Here is a 17,367-nt window from a genome sequence, read left to right on the forward strand (position 1 = left end):
AGTCCAAGGACAAGTTCAAGAACAAGGTCAAGTTCGCCTGGTGGTCCGCCGAGGAGTTCGGCCTGCTCGGCTCCGAGGCCTACGTGGCCTCCCGGGGCGCCCCTCCGTGCTTCCCGGGCGCGGCCCGGGGGCGGGGTCACTCGTGGCGCAGGCCCAGGACCTCGGGGGCGGCGAAGGTCTCCCCCACCGGACGGTCGGCGTAGTGCGGGGTGAGGAGGCCGTCCAGCTCCTCGAAGGAGAAGGACTCCTTGGCGGTGTCGAACTTGGCCGCCACCCGCGGGCGTTCCATGATCACCACGATGCCGCCGTGCACCACGAACAGCTGTCCGTTGGCGCGGGCCGCGGCGGGCGAGGCCAGGTAGCCGACCAGTGGGGCCACGTGTTCGGGGGCGAGGGCGTCGAGGGCGCCGTCCTCCGGGACCTGGAAGCCCGCGAAGACGTCCTCGGTCATCCGGGTGCGGGCCCGCGGGCAGATGGCGTTGGCCGTGACCCCGTACTTGGCCAGGGCCAGGGCGGTGGAGGTGGTGAGGCCCACGATCCCGCCCTTGGCCGCGGCGTAGTTGGGCTGGCCCGCGGAGCCGCCGAGGAAGGCTTCGGAGGAGGTGTTGACGATCCGGCCGTAGACCGGGCCGCCGGCCGCCTTGGACCGCTCCCGCCAGTGCGCCGCCGCGAAGCGGGTGGTGTTGAAGTGGCCTTTGAGGTGGACGCGGATCACCGAGTCCCACTCCTCCTCCGACATGGAGAAGACCATCCGGTCCCGGAGGATGCCGGCGTTGTTGACGAGCACGTCGAGCTTGCCGTAGGTGTCCACGGCCAGCCGCACCAGCTCCTCCGCCTGCGCGAAGTCGGCGACGTCGCCCGCGTGCGCCACCGCCTCGCCGCCCGCCGCCCGGATCTCGGCGGCCACTTCCTCGGCGGGTCCGGCGGAGGCGGCCCCGGAACCGTCGCGGCCGGGCCGGCCGAAGTCGTTGACGACCACGCTCGCGCCGAGCCGGGCGAGTTCGAGGGCCTCGGCGCGGCCGAGCCCGCGGCCCGCGCCCGTCACGACGGCGGTCAGTCCCTGGAGTGGCAGTGCCATCTGGCTGGGTTCCTCTCGGATCGGAGGTGCCGGGCGTCGGGCCCGGGCGGGTCAGAGCTCGATGCAGGTGCGCAGGGCGGTGCCGGTGCGCATCTGGTCGAGGGCGTCGTTGATCTCGGTCAGCCGGACCCGGTGGGTGATCAGGCCGGCCAGGTCCACGCGTCCGGCCCGCCAGAGGGCGATGGTGCGCTCGTAGGAGCGGAGCACGTCCCCGCCGCCGTACATGGAGGGCAGGATCCGCTTCTCGTCGAAGAAGAGGCTGAACATGTCGATCTGGAAGTTGTCGTCGAGGGCGCCGGCGCCGACCACGCAGACGGTGCCGCCGCGCCGGGTCATGTCGTAGGCGGTGCGGGCGGTGGCGGACTTGCCGACCACCTCGAAGACGTAGTCGAAGCCCTCGTTGCCGGTGATCCGGGCCTTGGCGTCGGCGAACTCCTCCGGGGAGACGGCCTCGGTGGCGCCGAAGCGGAGGGCGGCCTCGCGACGGGAGGCCACCGGGTCCACGGCGATCACCTGGGCGGCGCCCTGCACCTTGGCCCCCTGTACGGCGGAGATGCCGACCCCGCCGCAGCCGATCACGGCCACCGAGGAACCGGCGGCGACCTGCGCGGTGTTGATCGCGGCACCCAGGCCGGTGGTGACCCCGCAGCCGATGAGCGCGGCGATCTCGAAGGGCACGTCGTCGGGGATGGGCACGGCGCAGCCCGCCGAGACCACGACCTCCTCGGCGAAGGTGCCGGTGCCCGCGAAGCCGAAGACGTCGCCGCCGGGCCGCTTGAAGTTGGGGACGCCCGCGTTGACGAGGCTGTCGAGGCAGAGGTGGCCCTGGCCGCGCTTGCAGGACGGGCAGTGGCCGCAGGGCGGCAGCCAGCAGACCAGCACCCGGTCGCCGGGCTTGACGTGGGTGACCCCGTCGCCCACGTCGAGGACCTCGCCGGCGCCCTCGTGGCCGGGGACGAAGGGGGCGGGCTGCGGGAGGATCCCGTTCATGGCGGAGAGGTCCGAGTGGCACAGTCCGGTGGCGCGGATCCGGATCCGTACCTTGCCGGGGCCGAAGCCCACGGCCTCGATGTCCTCGACGATCTCCAGCTTGTCCTGGCCTATCTCGGTGAGCAGTGCTGCGCGCACGGTGCGGCTCCTCGGGGTCGTGGATCAGGCGTGTTCGACGAGGGTGTCGGCGAGGACCGGCGCGTCGTCCCGTTCGACGGCGGTCACCTCCACCCGGACGCGGCCGGGGTCCTGCCACATCCGGATGCGCAGGGTCTCGCCCGGGAAGACGATCCCGGCGAAGCGGGTGCCGTAGGCGCGGACCCGGGAGACGTCGCCGTCGAGGACGGTGTCCACCACGGCCTTCAGGGTCATGCCGTACGAGCACAGGCCGTGCAGGATCGGCCGGTCGAAGCCGCCGAGCTTGGCGAACTCGGGGTCGGCGTGCAGCGGGTTCCAGTCGCCGGAGAGCCGGTAGAGGAGGGCCTGGTCCTCGCGGATGCGGCGCTCGACGACGCGGTCGGGCTCCCGGTCGGGGGCCTCGTCGCGGGCGGAGGGGCCGCGTTCGCCGCCGAAGCCGCCCTCGCCGCGGACGAAGATCTGCGCGTCGCTGGTCCACAGCGGCCCGTCGGCGTCGGCGACCTCGGAGCGCAGCACGATCACGGCGGCCTTGCCCTTGTCCCAGACGGCGGCGACCTTCGACCGGCTGGTGGCGCCGCCCTTGACGGGGATCGGACGGTGCAGCTCGATCCGGTGGCCGCCGTGCAGGACGTGCGCGAGGTTGACGTCGATGCCGGGGGCGCCGAGGCCGCCGAGCATGGCCATGCCCGCGCCGGCCACGGTGGCGAAGCTGGGCAGGACGTGCAGCCGGGACTCCAGGGTGTAGCGCAGCTCGTCGGGGTCGGTGGCGGGGGTGCCCGCGCCGAGGCCCAGGTGGTAGAGCTGGATGTCCTTGTGGTCCCAGCCGATGTCGCTCTGACGGGGTTCGGCGGCGAGGGCCCTGGCGGCGTCGATCGGCATGGGGATGCTGCTCCTTGGTCGCGAGAGCTGGAAGACCCCGGTGCGGCCGTCCGCACCGTCGGCCGCACCGAGGTCGTCTGGGGACCGGCCCGCGCGGTCGGTCCGCGGGTGCCGGACGAGCTTCTAGAACGCGTTCTAGGACCGGTCGAGCCCTATGTATAACGCACCCCCGGGGAGTTGGGAAGACTCCTGACGACTTGTCAGTATGGGCTTCGGACAAGCGTGTTGACCGGCCCAGCGGCAGGTCCGGACCTACCCTGTCAGGGTGGACGAGATGCCCCGTGACCACCGCCCCGCCCGCTCCCTGCGGGTGCTCCTGAACAGCGCGGACGCGGCCGCGCTGGCCGTACAGCTGACCCTGCGACCGGACATCGAAGTGGTGGCCCGGGTCGCCCCGGGGGAGGATCCGCGGCCCGCCGCGCAGGCCGGTCGGCCCGAGGTGGCCCTCGTGGAGGACCTGGCGGCCGTGGCCGCACTGGCCGCGGAGCTGCCCGACTGCCGGACGGTGCTGCTGGCCGGTTCCGCCCGGCCGGGACTGGCCGCGGCGGCCCTGGCGGCCGGGGCCGCCGGCCTGCTGCTGCGGGACGGGCCCGTGGAGGAGCTGGCGGCGGCACTGCGCCGGGTGTCGATGGGCGAGACGGTCGTCGACCCGGCCCTGGACCCCCCGGAGGCCGCCCCCGCGCCGTGAGCGCGGCCCCCGGCCCCCGGGTCACGGGTCCCACGGCTCCGGGGGCCGGGCCCGGTCGGGTCAGTCTCGGCGCAGCAGGGTGACCACGGCCGCGCCGCCGAGGCCGATGTTGTGGGCCAGGCCGGTGCGGGCGCCCGGGACCTGGCGGGCGCCCGCCTCGCCGCGCAGCTGCCAGACCAGTTCGGCGGCCTGGGCGAGGCCGGTGGCGCCGAGGGGGTGCCCCTTGGAGATCAGGCCGCCGGAGGGGTTGACCACCCAGCGGCCGCCGTGGGTGGTGGCCCCGCTCTCCACGAGCTTGCCGGAGGCCCCCTCGGCGCACATCCCGAGGGCTTCGTAGGTCAGGAGCTCGTTGATCGAGAAGCAGTCGTGGAGCTCGATCACGTCCACGTCCTCGATGCCGAGTCCGGAGCTCTCGTAGACCTGCCGGGCGGCGGCGGCGCTCATCGGGCGGCCGACGGCGTCGATGCAGGAGCCCGAGGCGAACGACTCCTCGGTGTCGGTGGTCATGGACTGGGCGACGATCTCCACGGCCCGGTCCCGGAGCCCGTGTTCGGCCACGAACCGCTCGGAGACCACCAGGGCGGCCGCCGCGCCGTCGGAGGTGGGCGAGCACTGGAGCCGGGTCAGGGGCCGGTGGATCTCCTTGGCGGCCAGCACGTCCTCCAGCGCGTACACGTCGCGGAACTGGGCGTTGGGGTTGTCCGCGGAGTGCCGGTGGTTCTTCTCGGCGACCGCGGCGAGTTGGGCGGCGGTGGTGCCGTACCGGTCCATGTGCTCGCGGGCGGCGTTGCCGAAGATCTGGGCGGTGGGCGGGGACATCTCGAAGCCGTGGCCGGCGGCCATGATCCCGTAGTGCCGGGCCACGGGGGAGGTCTTGAAGTCCCCGCCGTCGGCGCCACCGCCGAGGGAGCCGCGCTTCATCTTCTCGAAGCCGAGGGCGAGCACGCAGTCGTTGAGCCCGCCCGCGACGAACTGCCGGGCCATCATGAGGGCGGTGGAGCCGGTGGCGCAGTTGTTGTTGACGTTGTAGACGGGCACGCCGGTCAGGCCCAGTTCGTAGGCGGCGCGCTGGCCGGCCGTGGAGGGCTGGAAGCAGTAGCCGACGGTGACCTGTTCCACGGCGTCGAAGGCGGTGCGGGCGTCGTCGAGGGCCGCCCGCCCCGCCTCGCGGACCATGTCCCAGTACTGCCAGTCACGGGATTCGGGCTTCTCGAAGCGGGTCATGCCCACGCCGACGAGGTACGTCTTCACGGGTGCTCTCCTTCAGTCACGCGGCAGGCCGAGCAGCCGCTCGGCGACGACGTTGAGCTGGACCTGGGTGGTGCCCCCGGCGATGGTCAGGCAGCGGGACATGAGCATGCCGTGGACGGCCCGCTCCCCCGCCCCCTCGCGGACGGCGCCCGCCGGGCCGAGGAGTTCGAGGGCGAGTTCGGCGGTCCGCTGCTGGTGCGGGGTCTGGAGGAGCTTGCGGACGGAGGCCCCGGCGCCGGGTTCCTCCCCGGCGACCTGCCGGAGGGTGGTGCGCAGCCCGATGCAGGCGAGGGCGTGGGCCTCGGCGGCGAGGACGCCGATCCGGGCCCGCAGGGCTCCGTCGAGCCCGGCGGAGCGGGCGATGAGGGCTTCCAGGCCGGTGTCGAAGGTCATCTGGTCGGCCATGTGAACCCGTTCGCTGCCCAGGGTGTGGCGGGCCACCCGCCAGCCGCCGCCGACCTCGCCGACGACGGCGTCGGCGGGGAGCAGGACGTCGTCGAGGAAGACCTCGTTGAAGAGAGAGTCCCCGGTGATCTCCTTGAGGGGGCGGATGCCGATGCCGGGGGTGTTCCGCATGTCGACGAGGAAGTACGTGAGGCCCCGGTGCTTGGGGGCGTCCGGGTCGGTGCGGGCGAGCAGGATGCCGTGGTCGGCGGTGCGGGCCGAACTGGTCCACACCTTCTGGCCGTTGACCCGCCAGCGGCCGTCCGGAAGGCGTTCGGCGCGGGTGCGCAGGGCGGCCAGGTCGGAGCCGGCCTCGGGCTCGGAGAAGAGCTGGCACCACAGCAGGTCGCCGCGGAGGGTGGGGCCGAGGAACCGCTCCTGCTGGGCGGGGCTGCCGTGGGCGAGCAGGGAGGGCACCACCCAGGTGGCGATGCCCAGATCGGCGACCTTCACTCCGGCGGCGGCCAGTTCCTGCTGCACGACGAGCTGTTCGATCGGTCCGGCGCCGATGCCGTACGGGGGCGGCAGGTGGGGGGCGGCGTAGCCGGAGGGGGTCAGCGCGCGGCGGGCCTCGGCCGGGTCGAGGCCGACGGCGACGGAGACGGCGCGGCGGGCCCGGTCCCGGTGCTCCTCGGCGGTGGCGGGCAGCTCCAGGCGCAGATCGCGGCGAGCGCCGGCGGCGGCCAGGGCGACGGCCCGGACGCGGTGGCCGTCGCCGGTCCCGAGGAGCTGACGGGCCACGAGGGCGCGGCGGAGCAGCAGGTGGGCGTCGTGCTCCCAGGTGAAGCCGATGCCGCCGAGGATCTGGATGCAGTCCTTCGCGCAGGAGTACGCGGCGTCCAGGGCGGTGCCCGCGGCGAGCGCGGTGCCGAGGGCGCGGGCCCCGGCGGGCAGCTCCGGGTCCCCGGCGGCGAGGGCGGCGTCCCAGGCGAGGGCGCGGCTCTGTTCCAGCCGGACGAGCATGTCCGCGCAGAGGTGCTTGACGGCCTGGAAGCGGCCGATGGGACGGCCGAACTGTTCGCGGACCTTGGCGTACTCGGCGGCCGTGCGCACCGCGCGGGCGGCGGTGCCGCAGGCGTCGGCGGCGAACAGGGCGGCCGCGAGGTCCGTCACGAGCGGGGTGTCCACGGCGAGCAGGCGGCCGGGGGGCACCCGGACGGCGGCGGCGCGGACCTCCGCGGTGGGGCGGGTGGGATCGGCGCTCTCGTGGGCCCGCACCTCCAGGACGGCGGCGTCCACGGCGAACCACCGGGTGCCCCCGGGGTCGCCGCCGGTCGCCGGGACCTCCGCCGCGAGGACCAGGAGGTCGGCCTCGGCGGCGCCGAGGACCGGCGGGGCGGTGCCGTCGAGGAGGTACCCGCCGTCGCCCTCCCCGGCCGCCCCGGGCACGGCGGTGAGGGTGCCCGGCCCGAGGGCCACGGCCGCGACCCGACCGCCGTCGGCGAGGGCCGCGGCGAGCGCGACCGGGTCCGGGGCCGGATCCCGGGCGAGCAGCGCGGCGGCGAGGGCGTGCGGCAGGTACGGCCCCGGCAGGACCGCTTCGGCCGCCGCCTCCAGGGCCACCGCCATGTCGAGCAGGGACCCGCCGTCCAGGTGCGGGGCGAGCAGCCCCTGGGCGGCGATCCCGTCCCAGTAGGCGGGCCGCGAGCCGCTCCGCGGGGGCGAATCGAGCAACTTCCGCACCTCGTCGGGGGGCACGGCCCGCGCCACCCATCCCCGCACGGCGTCCGCCAACTCCCGGTGCTCTTGAGTGATTCCGATGCCCATGCGCGGCAGAGTAGAACACGTTCCAATCTGACGGAAGCTCAGGCGCTGTGCTGTGCAAGGGAGTTACCGTTCGACAGGACCCTTCCGGCCGTGACACCGGACCGGGCACGGGTCGCCTCGAACGCCGGCGGGGCTGTGGTGGGTGGCCCGGTGCGCGCCACACGACGACAGAAGGCACATCCCGAGCCCCGCCGGCGATTGAGGCGAAAGGGCCGCGGGAGGGGCTTGCCCTGGCCCGCCGGGGCCCCGCCGTGGTGGATTACCCGACGGTAGGGCACCATGAGCGCACGCACCGGCACCCCGCAGGAAAGGCACCACCATGGCCACGGCACCCGAGCCGGAGATCCTCGCCGCCTTCGAGTCCGCCAAGGGGTTCATGCCGCGGCACGAGGGCCTGGCCCTCCACGCGGCCGCCGTCGAGGCGGCTTCGCTGGGGCTGCCCCTGCTGGAGGTGGGCACGTACTGCGGCCGTTCCACCCTGCTGCTGGCCGACGCGGCCCGCGCCGCCGGGCTGACGGCCGTCACCGTGGACCACCACCGGGGCAGCGAGGAGCAGCAGCCGGGCTGGGAGTACCACGACCCGGAGGTCGTGGACCCCGAGGTCGGCCTGATGGACACCCTGCCCACCTTCCGCCGGACCCTGCACCGGGCCGGTCTGGAGGAGCACGTACTGGCGCTGGTCGGGCGCTCCCCGCGGGCCGCGGCGGTCTGGGGCGGCCCGCTGGGCCTGGTCTTCATCGACGGCGGGCACACCGACGAGCACGCCACCGCCGACTACGAGGGCTGGGCGCCGCACCTGGCGGAGGGCGGCCTGCTGGTGATCCACGACGTCTTCCCCGACCCGGCCGACGGCGGCCAGGCCCCGTACCGGATCTACCTCCGCGCCCTGGCCTCGGGCGCCTTCACCGAGCTCCCGGCCACGGACTCCCTCCGCGTCCTGCGCCGTACGGCCCCGGGCCTGTAGGCGGCGCCCACCGGCACGGCGCACGACCCGGCCCCCGATCGACGGGCGTACCGCCGGGACCGCCCGCCCCCGCCACCCGAATTCCCCGTCCGGCCTGCCCCGGCGTGCGGGTCGGCGGGGCTAGAGTCGCGTCGTGCCGTACGACGAGAGCCCCCCGCCGCCGGAATCCTCCGCCTCGATCGCTCCGCACCGGGCCCGGTTCCCCCGCCGGTCCACGGTCGTGGTGGCCGTGGCCGTGCTCGCGCCCGCCTTCCTGGCCGGGTGGGTGCTGACGCAAGTGTTCACCGAAGGCGACGGCGGGCGGGCCGCCGAGCCGCCGGCCCTGGGGGCCGCCTCCCCCGGCCCGGAGCGCAGCGGGGACGCCAAGTCCGCCGGGGACCGGCCGGCGGCCTCTCCCCCGGTCGCGCCCTCCACCGCCGTCCCCACCCCCTCCGCCGCCGGCTCCTCGGCGCCCGCCGCGCCCGCGCCCGGTGGCAGGCCGCTCGCCGGGCGGACCGTGGTCATCGACCCCGGGCACAACACCGGGAACTTCCGCCACACCAGCGAGATCAACCGCAAGGTGGACATCGGCACCGGTCGCAAGGAGTGCGACGCCACCGGCACCACCACCAACGCCGGTTACAAGGAGGCCGAGTTCACCCTCGACGTCTCCCGCCGGCTGCGGACCCTGCTGGAACAGCGCGGCGCCCGGGTGGTGCTGACCCACGAGGGCGACCTGCCCTTCGGGCCCTGCATCGACGAGCGGGCCCGGATCGGCAACGGCGCCGGGGCCGACGCCGTGGTGTCGGTGCACGCCGACGGCTCCTCCGCGGGCAACCGCGGCTTCCACGTGATCCTGCCCGCCCTGGTCAGGGGCGGGGCCGCGGACACCACGAAGATCGTTGCCCCCTCCCGGGCCCTGGGCGAGCGGATCGCCGGCAACTTCGTCCGGGCCACCGGACTCGGCCCGTCCAACTACGTGGGCGGCGGTACCGGACTGGTCGTCCGCGACGACCTCGGCGGCCTCAACCTCTCCACCCGCCCCAAGGTGTTCGTCGAGTGCGGCAACATGCGCGACCCCAAGGACGCGGCCCTGCTGACGAGCCCTCAGTGGCGTCAGGACGCGGCCCGGGGCATCGCGGACGGCATCGTCGGTTTCCTCGGCGGGTAGGTCCGGTACGGGACCCGTCGGCGCGGGTTCCGGGGGCGGCCCGCCGACCCGGGGCCCCCGGCGGCGGGGAGCATCCGTACGATGGTCCCCCGCTGCGCCCCGGCGCATCCGGCCGCGGCACCACGAGACGACGATCGAGACCGAGAAGGACACCCAAGTGAACATCCGCTCCCTCACTCGAGGCGACGGCGTGGTGATCGGAGCAGCGGTGCTGCTGTTCATCGCCTCGTTCCTCGATTTCTACTCCGTCGACGGGGTCGACCTGCCGAGCTCCTGGGACACCGACGCCTTCGGGCTGGTGCTGCCGACGCTCTTCCTGCTGGGGTTCATCGCGGCCGGTCTGCTCATCGCCTCCCGCTTCCAGCCGCAGGCCCGCCAGCTCGCCGGGATCCCGCTGTCGGCCTGGGGGACGGTCCTCGCGGTGGCCGCGTTCTGGACCTCGCTCTGGTCGCTGATGCTGAGCCCGGAGCGGATGGAGCTGGGCGCCGGCGCGATCCTCGCCTTCCTCGCCACCCTGGCCCTGGCCGGCGTGACCCTCTTCGGCTCCAAGGTCCCGGCGCTCGCCGGCGCGCTGGTGCCCGCCCCCTCCCCGACCCCCGCGGCCCCGTACGGCGGACAGCCCGGCGGGCAGCCCGGCGGCGGCTACGGCTACCCGGGCCAGCAGTACGGCGGACAGCCCGGCCCCTCCGGCTACGGTGCCGGCGCCGGCCAGGACCCGCACGCCGGACAGCACGGCGCCGGACCGCAGCACGGGGCGGCGCAGCACGGCGCCGGTCAGCAGCACGCGGGGGCGCAGCCGCCGCAGGGTTCCGGTGCCGCCGAGTTCGCGCCGTTCTGGTTCGCGGTGCCGGTGGCCCGTCCGCTGCTGCCGGAGGGCGGCTCGGGCGCGCCGATCGCCGAGCTGACCCCCGGCACCTGGTACCTGGCGGTGGGCCAGCACGGCCCGGCCGCGCTGGTGGTGCAGACCCAGGACGAGCGGCGCGGCATCCTCCAGGACGCCTCGGGGATCCAGCGCGGCTGAGCCCGCGGCCCCGGCCCGCATCCGAGGGTGACGGCCCCCCGCCCTTCCGGGCGGGGGGCCGTTGCCCTACAGTCCCCTGACGGATCGTCAGATCGCGGGGGCGGCAGCCGCCGCGCACCGGAGGGGACCGCATGCGCCTCGGACTCGCCCTCGGCTACTGGGGCCGCGGCCCCCAGCCGGACCACCTCGACCTCGCCACCGAGGCCGAACGCCTCGGCTACGACTCCGTGTGGACCGCGGAGGCCTGGGGCTCGGACGCCTTCACCACCCTCACCTGGATCGCCGCGCACACCTCACGGATCCGGCTGGGCACCGCGATCGCGCAGATGGCGGCCCGCACCCCCACCGCCACCGCCATGCAGGCCCTCACCCTCGACCACCTCTCCGGCGGCCGGATGATGCTCGGCCTGGGCCTGTCCGGCCCGCAGGTGGTGGAGGGCTGGTACGGGCGCCCCTTCCCGTCGAGCCCGCTGACCGCGACCCGCGAGTACGTGGACGTGATCCGGCAGGTGTTCCGCCGCGAGGCCCCCGTCGCCCTGGACGGCCGCTTCCACGGCCACCCCTACCGGGGCGCGGACGGCACCGGCCTGGGCAAGCCCCTCAAACCCATCACCCACCCGCTCCGCGCCGACCTGCCCGTGCTGCTCGGCGCGGAGGGGCCGAAGAACATCGCCCAGACCACCCGGATCGCCGACGGCTGGCTGCCGCTGTACTGGTCGCCGCTGCGCCCGGACGTGTACGGCGCCTCCCTGACGGAGCTGCCGAAGGGGTTCATGATCGCTCCGATGGCCCGGGCGAAGGTCTGCCGGGACGTGGCCGAGGGGCTGCTGCCGGTCAAGGCCATGCTGGGCTTCTACATCGGCGGCATGGGGCACGCGGCCCGGAACTTCCACGCCGACCTGATGGGCCGGATGGGTTACGAGGCGGAGGCCCGGCGGATCCAGGAGCTGTTCCTCGCCGGCCGCAAGGAGGAGGCGGTCCTCGCCGTGCCGGACGCCTTCGCCGACGAGATCTCCCTGGTGGGGCCGCGGGAGCGGATCGCGGAGCGGCTGGAGCTGTGGCGGTCCGGCCCGGTCACGGACCTGCTGGTCACCGCCCCCGACCCGGAGACGCTGCGGGTGCTCGCCGAGCTGAACTCCTGACGGTCCCGGGCACCGCCGCGGCCCCGGCGCCGGCCCCTCCGGGAGGGGCGGGCACCGGGGCCGTACGGGGACGGTGACCGGGGCGGCGTGGGCTATCCGCCCAGCTGGGAGGCGCTGGGCACCTGGTCCTTGACCTCGGCGCCCGCGCTCTTCCCCGCGTCCTTGATGTTGTTGATCACGCTCTCGAAGGCACCCACGTCGGCGTCACTGGCCTCGCCCTTGCGGAGCTTGGTGCCCAGGTCCTTCAGGGAGTCGATGCCCGCCGAGAGCGGGGCCACCGCCTTGGAGAGCAGTTCGTCGCCCTTGGCGTTGTTCACCGCGGCCTTGAGCCGGTTGTAGGTGAAGGCACCCGCCAGACCCGCTTTGACCAGGGCGAGCTTGCGGCCGTCCGCGCCCTGCTTGAACTTGCCCTCGCGGTACGGCTTGACGATCCACTGGTACGTGGCCCCGGCCGCGAGCCCCGCGTTGGCCACGAAGCGGGTCTTGGCGAACTTCTGCGCCTCCGCGGAGCCGGTGGGGGTGGCGGAGCCGGACGCGCCGTCCTTGTCGTCCCCGCCGCAGGCGGTGGCCCCGGCGAGCAGGGCGAAGGACAGCAGCAGGGCCACGAGGGCGCGGCGGAGCGGTGCTGTACGGAATACGGGCACGGTGGAACCTCCGGCGGGGGTCCCCCGGGCACGCGCCCGGGGGGACTGGCACTCCCCGCAGGTTCACCCGGGGCCGGGCGGCCCGCCACCGGAGGGCGGGCCGGCCGCCGGCCCGCGGCCCGGGTCCGCCGGGTTCAGCCGCAGCACTCCGGGGAGAGCCCCGAGGGCAGCTCCGTACCGCCGAAGACGGCCGTGGTGGCCGGGTCCCCGCCGAGGGCGGCCACCGCCAGCAGCAGCGAACCCGCCGTCCAGGCGGTCTGCTCCACCGGCCAGACCGCGCGGTCCTCGAAGACGTACCCGGTCCAGTACATGCCGCCGGGCGCCCGCAGGTGCCCGATCGAGCGCAGGATCTCCAGGGCCCGGTCGGATTCGCCGGTGGCCCACAGGGCGAGGGCCAGTTCGCAGCTCTCGCCGCCGGTCACCCACGGGTTGGGCAGGACGCAGCGCACGCCGAGGTCGGGGACGACGAACTCCTCCCAGCGCTCCTCGATCCGGGCCTTGGCCTCGGCCCCGGTCAGGGCGCCGCCGAGGACCGGGTAGTACCAGTCCATGGAGTAGCGGTCCTTGTCGAGGAACCGCTCGGGGTGGCGGCGGATCGCGTGCGCGAGGGCGCCGGTGGCCAGCTCCCAGTCGGGCTGCGGCTCCCCGCGGTGCTCGGCGACGGCGAGGGCGCAGCGGAGCGCCTGGTGGACGGAGGAGGAACCGGTGAGGAGGGCGTCGGCGACGGCGGTGCCGTCCGGTTCGCGCTTCCAGCCGATCTGGCCGCCGGGCTGCTGGAGTCCGAGGACGAACTCCACGGCCGCGTAGACGGCGGGCCACATGCGGTCGAGGAAGCCCTCGTCGCCGGTGGCGAGGAAGTGGTGCCAGACGCCGACGGCGAGGTAGGCCGTGAAGTTGGACTCCTTGCCGGCGTCCTGCGGGGTGGTGGTGTCCACGCCCTCGGGGCGGTCGGCGTAGGCGGCGTACCAGGAGCCGTCGGGGTTCTGGTGGCGGACCAGCCAGTCGTAGGCGCGGGCGGCGGCCTCGTGCTCGCCCGCGGCGTCCAGGGCCATGGCGGCCTCGGTGTGGTCCCACGGGTCGAGGTGGTGGCCGCGGAACCAGGGGATGGCCCCGTCGGCGCGCTGGACGGCGAGGATCCCGGCCACCGTCTCGGCGGCCTGCTCGGCGGTCAGCACGCCGGGCAGGACCAGGTGTTCGGTGCGCCCGGGGGTGCTCACTGGGCGGCGCCCGCGGGCAGGTGGGGCTTGGTGGCGTAGGCGACGAAGCTCTTGCCGATGACGGGGTTGAGGGCCTGCTCGGCGAGCCGGGTCGCGAGCGGCTTCTTCATGATGTCCCAGACCAGCAGCTTGTGGTACGCGCGGACCGGGAGGGCCTTGTCGTTGTCCACGCCGAAGGCGCACTTGAGCCACCAGTACGGGGAGTGCAGTCCGTGGGCGTGGTGGGTGCCGTAGGGCTTGAGGCCGGCCTCGGTCATCTTGGCGAGGAGCTCGTCGGCCTTGTAGATGCGGATGTGGCCGCCCTCGACCTCGTGGTAGGCGTCGGAGAGGGCCCAGCAGACCTTCTCGGGGCCGTAGCGGGGCACGGTGATGGCGATGCGGCCGCCGGGGCGGAGCACCCGGACCATCTCGGCGAGGACGCCCTTGTCGTCCGGGATGTGCTCCATGACCTCGGAGATGATCACGACGTCGAAGGAGTCGTCGGGGAAGGGCAGGGCGAGGGCGTCGCCCTCCATGGCGGTGGCGGTGGCCCCGGCGGGGGCCTCACCGGCCTCCTTCATGGCCGCGAACCACTTGGCGACCTCGCGGATCTCCTCGCCGTTGCGGTCGAGGGCGACCACCTGGGCGCCGCGTCGGTAGCACTCGAAGGCGTGCCGGCCGGCGCCGCAGCCCAGGTCGAGGACTCGGTCTCCGGCGGCGAGGGGGAACCGGGAGAAGTCGACGGTCAGCACGAGGTCCTGCTTTCGCGGTCGAGGAGGCGGGGGTGGTGCGGGGGTGGTGGCACGGGGGTCCGGTCAGCGGGCGCCGGGGGTCCGGCCCGCGGCCGCGATGGCGGCCCGGTAGTGGGCGACGGTGCCCTCGGCGGCCTTGGCCCAGGTGAAGCGGTCCAGGACGCGCTGCCGACCGGCCGCGCCGAGGCGGGCGCGCAGTTCGGGGTCGGCGAGGAGCCGGCCCAGGGCGTCGGCCAGGGCGCCGGCGTCGCCGGGCGGCACCGCCAGGCAGGTCTCGCCGTCGGTGCCGGCGACCTCGGGGATGGCGCCGCCGGTGGTGGCCACGAGCGGGGTGGCGGTGGCCATCGCCTCGGCGGCGGGCAGCGAGAAGCCCTCGTACAGGCTGGGCACGCAGGCGATCTCGGCGCTGCGGACCAGGTCGACGAGTTCGGCGTCGCTGATGCCCTTGACGAACTCCACGGCGTCCCGGAGGCCGTGCTTCTCGATGGCGCGGGCCACCGGGCCCTTGTCGGCGCGCTTGCCGACGACGACGAGGTGGGCCTCGGGGCGTTCGGTGCGGAGCTTGGCCAGGGCCTCGATCAGGAAGACGAGCCCCTTGAGGGGCACGTCGGCGCTGGAGGTCGTGACGATGCGGCCCGGGACCTCGGCGACGGCCGGGTCCGGGGACCAGAGGTCGGTGTCGGCGCCGATGTGGACCACGTGGATGCGGTCCCCCCGGACGCCCAGGTGGTCGGCGATCTCCTGCCGGGAGGAACCGGAGACGGTGAGGACGGAGGGCAGCCGCCGCGCCACCCGGCCCTGCATCCGCGTGAAGGCGTACCAGCGGCGGACGGAGGCCCGGCGCTTGCGGTCCTTGGCGGCGTCGAGCTCCAGCCGCCGGTCCACGGTGATGGGGTGGTGGACGGTGGTGACCAACGGGGCGCCGAGGGCGGCGGGGCCGCCGAGGAACCCGTAGCCGAGGGTCTGGTTGTCGTGGATGACGTCGAACTCGCCCCGGCGGGCCGCGAGGTGGCGGCGGGCGCGCAGCGAGAAGGTCAGCGGCTCGGGGAAGCCGCCGGTCCACATGGTGGCGACCTCCAGCGCGTCGATCCAGTCCCGGTACTCCCCGCGGCGGGGGGTGCGGAAGGGGTCGGGCTGGCGGTAGAGGTCCAGGCTGGGGAGTTCGGTGAGGGACAGGGCGCCGCCGGGCACCCCGTCGGTGACCTCGTCGAGGACGGCGTAGGGCTGGGCGCCGATCACCTCGACGGTGTGCCCGAGGCGGGCCAGCTCACGCGACAGGTGCCGGACGTAGACGCCCTGGCCGCCGCAGAACGGGTTCCCTTTGTACGTGAGGAGTGCGATGCGCAGCGGGCGGTCGCCGTCCGTGGCGGATCCCGCGGAAAGGCTCGTCAGCATGGCCTCTGCGGTCACTCCCGACCCCCTTCTCCCTGCACTTTTCGGCGGAGCGTAACCGCTCGTATCATGTAGAACAAGTTTCAGACTTGATCCGTCGAAGAGCATTGAATCTACCGGCCGGAAACCACACCGTAAGAGGCGGAGCAGGTGATTCGCGCCACGACCGCCGCTCCTGACATGCTGAGCCCCCGGGGCGGCGCAGGAGGACCTGCCCGGCCGCTCCCGAACGCCCCACGGAACGCGAAGAGATGGGACCCATGACAGCGGAAGCCAAGGCCGTCACCCCCGCCTCTCCGCCCCTGACCGAACGCCAGGAGGCGCGGCGGCGGCGGATCCTCCACGCCAGCGCGCAGTTGGCCAGCCGGGGCGGCTTCGACGCGGTCCAGATGCGGGAGGTGGCCGAGTCCTCCAGCGTGGCCCTGGGCACCCTGTACCGCTACTTCCCCTCGAAGGTGCACCTGCTGGTGGCGACCATGCAGGACCAGCTCCAGCACATGCACAGCACCCTGCGGAAGCGCCCTCCGGCGGGCGAGGACCCGGCGGACCGGGTGGCGGAGACCCTGATGCGGGCCTTCCGGGCCCTCCAGCGGGAGCCGCACCTGGCCGACGCGATGGTGCGGGCGCTGACCTTCGCCGACCGCAGCGTGAGCCCGGAGGTGGACACCGTCTCGCGGCTGACCACGGCGATCATCCTGGACGCCATGGGCCTGGACGGGCCGCCGACCGCCGAGCAGCTGTCGGCGGTGCGGGTCATCGAGCACACCTGGCACTCGGCGCTGATCACCTGGCTGTCGGGGCGGGCCTCGATCGCCCAGGTGAAGATCGACATCGAGACGGTGTGCCGGCTGATCGACCTGACGGACCCGGTCCGGGCCGGACGGTAAAAGTCCGGATCACGTCGTCGCGCGGACGGATCACGTGGTCGCGCGGAGCCGGTCCCGCGGCTCCAGGCGGTGTCGCGGGACCGCCGCGCCGGGTCAGCCGCCCTGACCGGCCGTCGCCGCGGCGTCGCCGAGCAGCTGCTCCTGCTCCTTCGGCGTGAACTGCTTCATGCAGGCGTCCTCGGTGGCGTTGAAGGAGAGCATGGTGAGGGCCTTCGAGCCGTGGTGGCGGGCGTACAGGGTCCAGCCGGACTTGGTGAGGACGGTCTGCACGGACGTGCTCCCCGGCTCGGCCTCCTGCTCGCTGCGGGCCCCGTCCTGCCAGCCGTTCTTCGTCAGCTCCGCGACGGTCTTGTCGTAACTCCCGGCGGGGTCGGCCAGTTTGGCGCCGGGCCCGAGCCAGGTCCACAGGGCGGTGCAGGCCAGGGCCCGGTACTTGACCTTCTCCGAGGTGCTCGCGCCGGCGGGCGCGGAGGGCACGGCCCCGCGCGGGCGGCCGTCGTCGGGGAGGCCGGCGGCCTTCGCGGCCGCGTCGATCTCCCGCTGGGCGTCCTCGCGGGTCAGCGGGCCGACCTCGGCGCCGTCCCCCGCGTCGAGGTCGCGCTCCGGGGATCCGGCGGAGGCCGTGCCGGCGGTGCCGGTGGGACCGGTGTCCCCGTCGCCGCCGCCGCAGCCCGCCAGCAGCAGGACCGCCCCGGCGGCCAGCGCCGCCCACTTCGTGCCGTGCATGTGCTTCCACCCCTTGCGAACCCGCCGGTACCGGTGCGCCCGACGACCGTCGCAGGAGTGTGCCACAGCCACGAGCACCGAGAACCCCACCCCGGCGTCGACCGGCCGGCCGTGACGTCGTGGACCGGGAGGCGGGGGGGGCGGGGCCCCCCGCCCCCCCCCCCCCCCCCGGGGGGCCGCCCCGCCCCCCCCCCCCCCCCCCGGGGGGGGGCCCCCGCCCCCCCCCCCCGCCGGGGGGGTGGGTTGGGTGCCACCGGC

17 protein-coding genes are annotated in these 17,367 nt (G+C 74.8%); 7 read left to right on the forward strand and 10 right to left on the reverse strand.

The window, feature by feature from the left end; genetic code table 11:
• Window positions 1–203, forward strand: a 203-nt coding sequence (locus tag ABTZ17_RS31175) for a M28 family peptidase (protein WP_352199132.1), incomplete at its 5' end; no start/stop codon positions are given.
• On the opposite strand, the gene ABTZ17_RS31180 is transcribed toward ABTZ17_RS31175, so the two are convergent.
• The 3 genes from ABTZ17_RS31180 to chsH3 are packed head-to-tail and all read right to left on the reverse strand — an operon-like array spanning window position 137 to window position 3,085.
• Complete coding sequence (locus ABTZ17_RS31180) at window positions 137–1,078, reverse strand: 3-oxoacyl-ACP reductase (RefSeq protein WP_352199133.1); 942 nt, start codon at window positions 1,076–1,078, stop codon at window positions 137–139. The genes ABTZ17_RS31175 and ABTZ17_RS31180 overlap by 67 nt on opposite strands.
• Window positions 1,079–1,129: 51 nt before the next feature.
• The gene (locus ABTZ17_RS31185) at window positions 1,130–2,206 is read right to left on the reverse strand and encodes a Zn-dependent alcohol dehydrogenase (RefSeq protein ID WP_352199134.1); all 1,077 of its coding nucleotides are present in this window, start codon (window positions 2,204–2,206) and stop codon (window positions 1,130–1,132) included.
• A gap of 24 nt (window positions 2,207–2,230) precedes the next feature.
• Window positions 2,231–3,085 (reverse strand): enoyl-CoA hydratase ChsH3, encoded by an 855-nt coding sequence (gene chsH3 / locus ABTZ17_RS31190; RefSeq protein ID WP_352199135.1) that lies wholly within the window; start codon window positions 3,083–3,085, stop codon window positions 2,231–2,233.
• 274 nt (window positions 3,086–3,359) lie between these two features.
• Here chsH3 and ABTZ17_RS31195 point away from each other — a divergent pair, with 274 nt between their 5' ends.
• Window positions 3,360–3,773: a response regulator gene (locus ABTZ17_RS31195; protein ID WP_352199147.1), complete on the forward strand. Its 414-nt coding sequence runs from the start codon at window positions 3,360–3,362 to the stop codon at window positions 3,771–3,773.
• A gap of 60 nt (window positions 3,774–3,833) precedes the next feature.
• On the opposite strand, the gene ABTZ17_RS31200 is transcribed toward ABTZ17_RS31195, so the two are convergent.
• Together ABTZ17_RS31200 and ABTZ17_RS31205 are read right to left on the reverse strand one after the other, a co-directional pair.
• Window positions 3,834–5,024 carry a lipid-transfer protein gene (locus ABTZ17_RS31200; protein ID WP_352199136.1) on the reverse strand — a complete coding sequence of 397 codons (1,191 nt, stop codon included), beginning with the start codon at window positions 5,022–5,024 and terminating at the stop codon, window positions 3,834–3,836.
• 12 nt (window positions 5,025–5,036) lie between these two features.
• Entirely contained in the window at window positions 5,037–7,235 is a 2,199-nt protein-coding gene (locus tag ABTZ17_RS31205; RefSeq protein ID WP_352199137.1) for an acyl-CoA dehydrogenase family protein, read from the reverse strand.
• A gap of 319 nt (window positions 7,236–7,554) precedes the next feature.
• Here ABTZ17_RS31205 and ABTZ17_RS31210 point away from each other — a divergent pair, with 319 nt between their 5' ends.
• The 4 genes from ABTZ17_RS31210 to ABTZ17_RS31225 all read left to right on the forward strand — a co-directional run bounded on the left by ABTZ17_RS31210 (window position 7,555) and on the right by ABTZ17_RS31225 (window position 11,512).
• Window positions 7,555–8,199: a class I SAM-dependent methyltransferase gene (locus ABTZ17_RS31210; RefSeq protein ID WP_352199138.1), complete on the forward strand. Its 645-nt coding sequence runs from the start codon at window positions 7,555–7,557 to the stop codon at window positions 8,197–8,199.
• A 133-nt stretch (window positions 8,200–8,332) separates the two neighbouring features.
• Complete coding sequence (locus ABTZ17_RS31215) at window positions 8,333–9,349, forward strand: N-acetylmuramoyl-L-alanine amidase (protein ID WP_352199139.1); 1,017 nt, start codon at window positions 8,333–8,335, stop codon at window positions 9,347–9,349.
• 157 nt (window positions 9,350–9,506) lie between these two features.
• Window positions 9,507–10,370 (forward strand): hypothetical protein, encoded by an 864-nt coding sequence (locus ABTZ17_RS31220; protein ID WP_352199140.1) that lies wholly within the window; start codon window positions 9,507–9,509, stop codon window positions 10,368–10,370.
• A gap of 131 nt (window positions 10,371–10,501) precedes the next feature.
• Window positions 10,502–11,512, forward strand: coding sequence for an LLM class F420-dependent oxidoreductase (locus ABTZ17_RS31225; RefSeq protein ID WP_352199141.1), 1,011 nt, complete (start codon window positions 10,502–10,504; stop codon window positions 11,510–11,512).
• A 92-nt stretch (window positions 11,513–11,604) separates the two neighbouring features.
• On the opposite strand, the gene ABTZ17_RS31230 is transcribed toward ABTZ17_RS31225, so the two are convergent.
• The 4 genes from ABTZ17_RS31230 to ABTZ17_RS31245 all read right to left on the reverse strand — a co-directional run bounded on the left by ABTZ17_RS31230 (window position 11,605) and on the right by ABTZ17_RS31245 (window position 15,499).
• Window positions 11,605–12,156: a hypothetical protein gene (locus tag ABTZ17_RS31230; protein ID WP_352199142.1), complete on the reverse strand. Its 552-nt coding sequence runs from the start codon at window positions 12,154–12,156 to the stop codon at window positions 11,605–11,607.
• Between the two features lie 134 nt (window positions 12,157–12,290).
• A complete protein-coding gene (locus ABTZ17_RS31235) occupies window positions 12,291–13,373 on the reverse strand; it encodes a prenyltransferase (RefSeq protein ID WP_352199143.1) in 1,083 nt (360 codons plus the stop codon).
• Window positions 13,370–14,104 carry a class I SAM-dependent methyltransferase gene (locus ABTZ17_RS31240; protein WP_352199144.1) on the reverse strand — a complete coding sequence of 245 codons (735 nt, stop codon included), beginning with the start codon at window positions 14,102–14,104 and terminating at the stop codon, window positions 13,370–13,372. The genes ABTZ17_RS31235 and ABTZ17_RS31240 overlap by 4 nt, the downstream gene beginning before the upstream one ends.
• A gap of 63 nt (window positions 14,105–14,167) precedes the next feature.
• Window positions 14,168–15,499 carry a glycosyltransferase family 4 protein gene (locus ABTZ17_RS31245; protein ID WP_352199148.1) on the reverse strand — a complete coding sequence of 444 codons (1,332 nt, stop codon included), beginning with the start codon at window positions 15,497–15,499 and terminating at the stop codon, window positions 14,168–14,170.
• Between the two features lie 257 nt (window positions 15,500–15,756).
• Between ABTZ17_RS31245 and ABTZ17_RS31250 the strand changes: the two genes are divergently transcribed.
• A complete protein-coding gene (locus tag ABTZ17_RS31250; protein WP_352199145.1) occupies window positions 15,757–16,383 on the forward strand; it encodes a TetR family transcriptional regulator in 627 nt (208 codons plus the stop codon).
• A 93-nt stretch (window positions 16,384–16,476) separates the two neighbouring features.
• On the opposite strand, the gene ABTZ17_RS31255 is transcribed toward ABTZ17_RS31250, so the two are convergent.
• Window positions 16,477–17,109 carry a hypothetical protein gene (locus ABTZ17_RS31255; RefSeq protein WP_352199146.1) on the reverse strand — a complete coding sequence of 211 codons (633 nt, stop codon included), beginning with the start codon at window positions 17,107–17,109 and terminating at the stop codon, window positions 16,477–16,479.
• Between the last annotated feature and the right edge of the window lie 258 nt (window positions 17,110–17,367).

The sequence above is a fragment of the Streptomyces sp. NPDC097619 genome (genome assembly GCF_040302735.1).
Classification (GTDB): domain Bacteria; phylum Actinomycetota; class Actinomycetes; order Streptomycetales; family Streptomycetaceae; genus Streptomyces.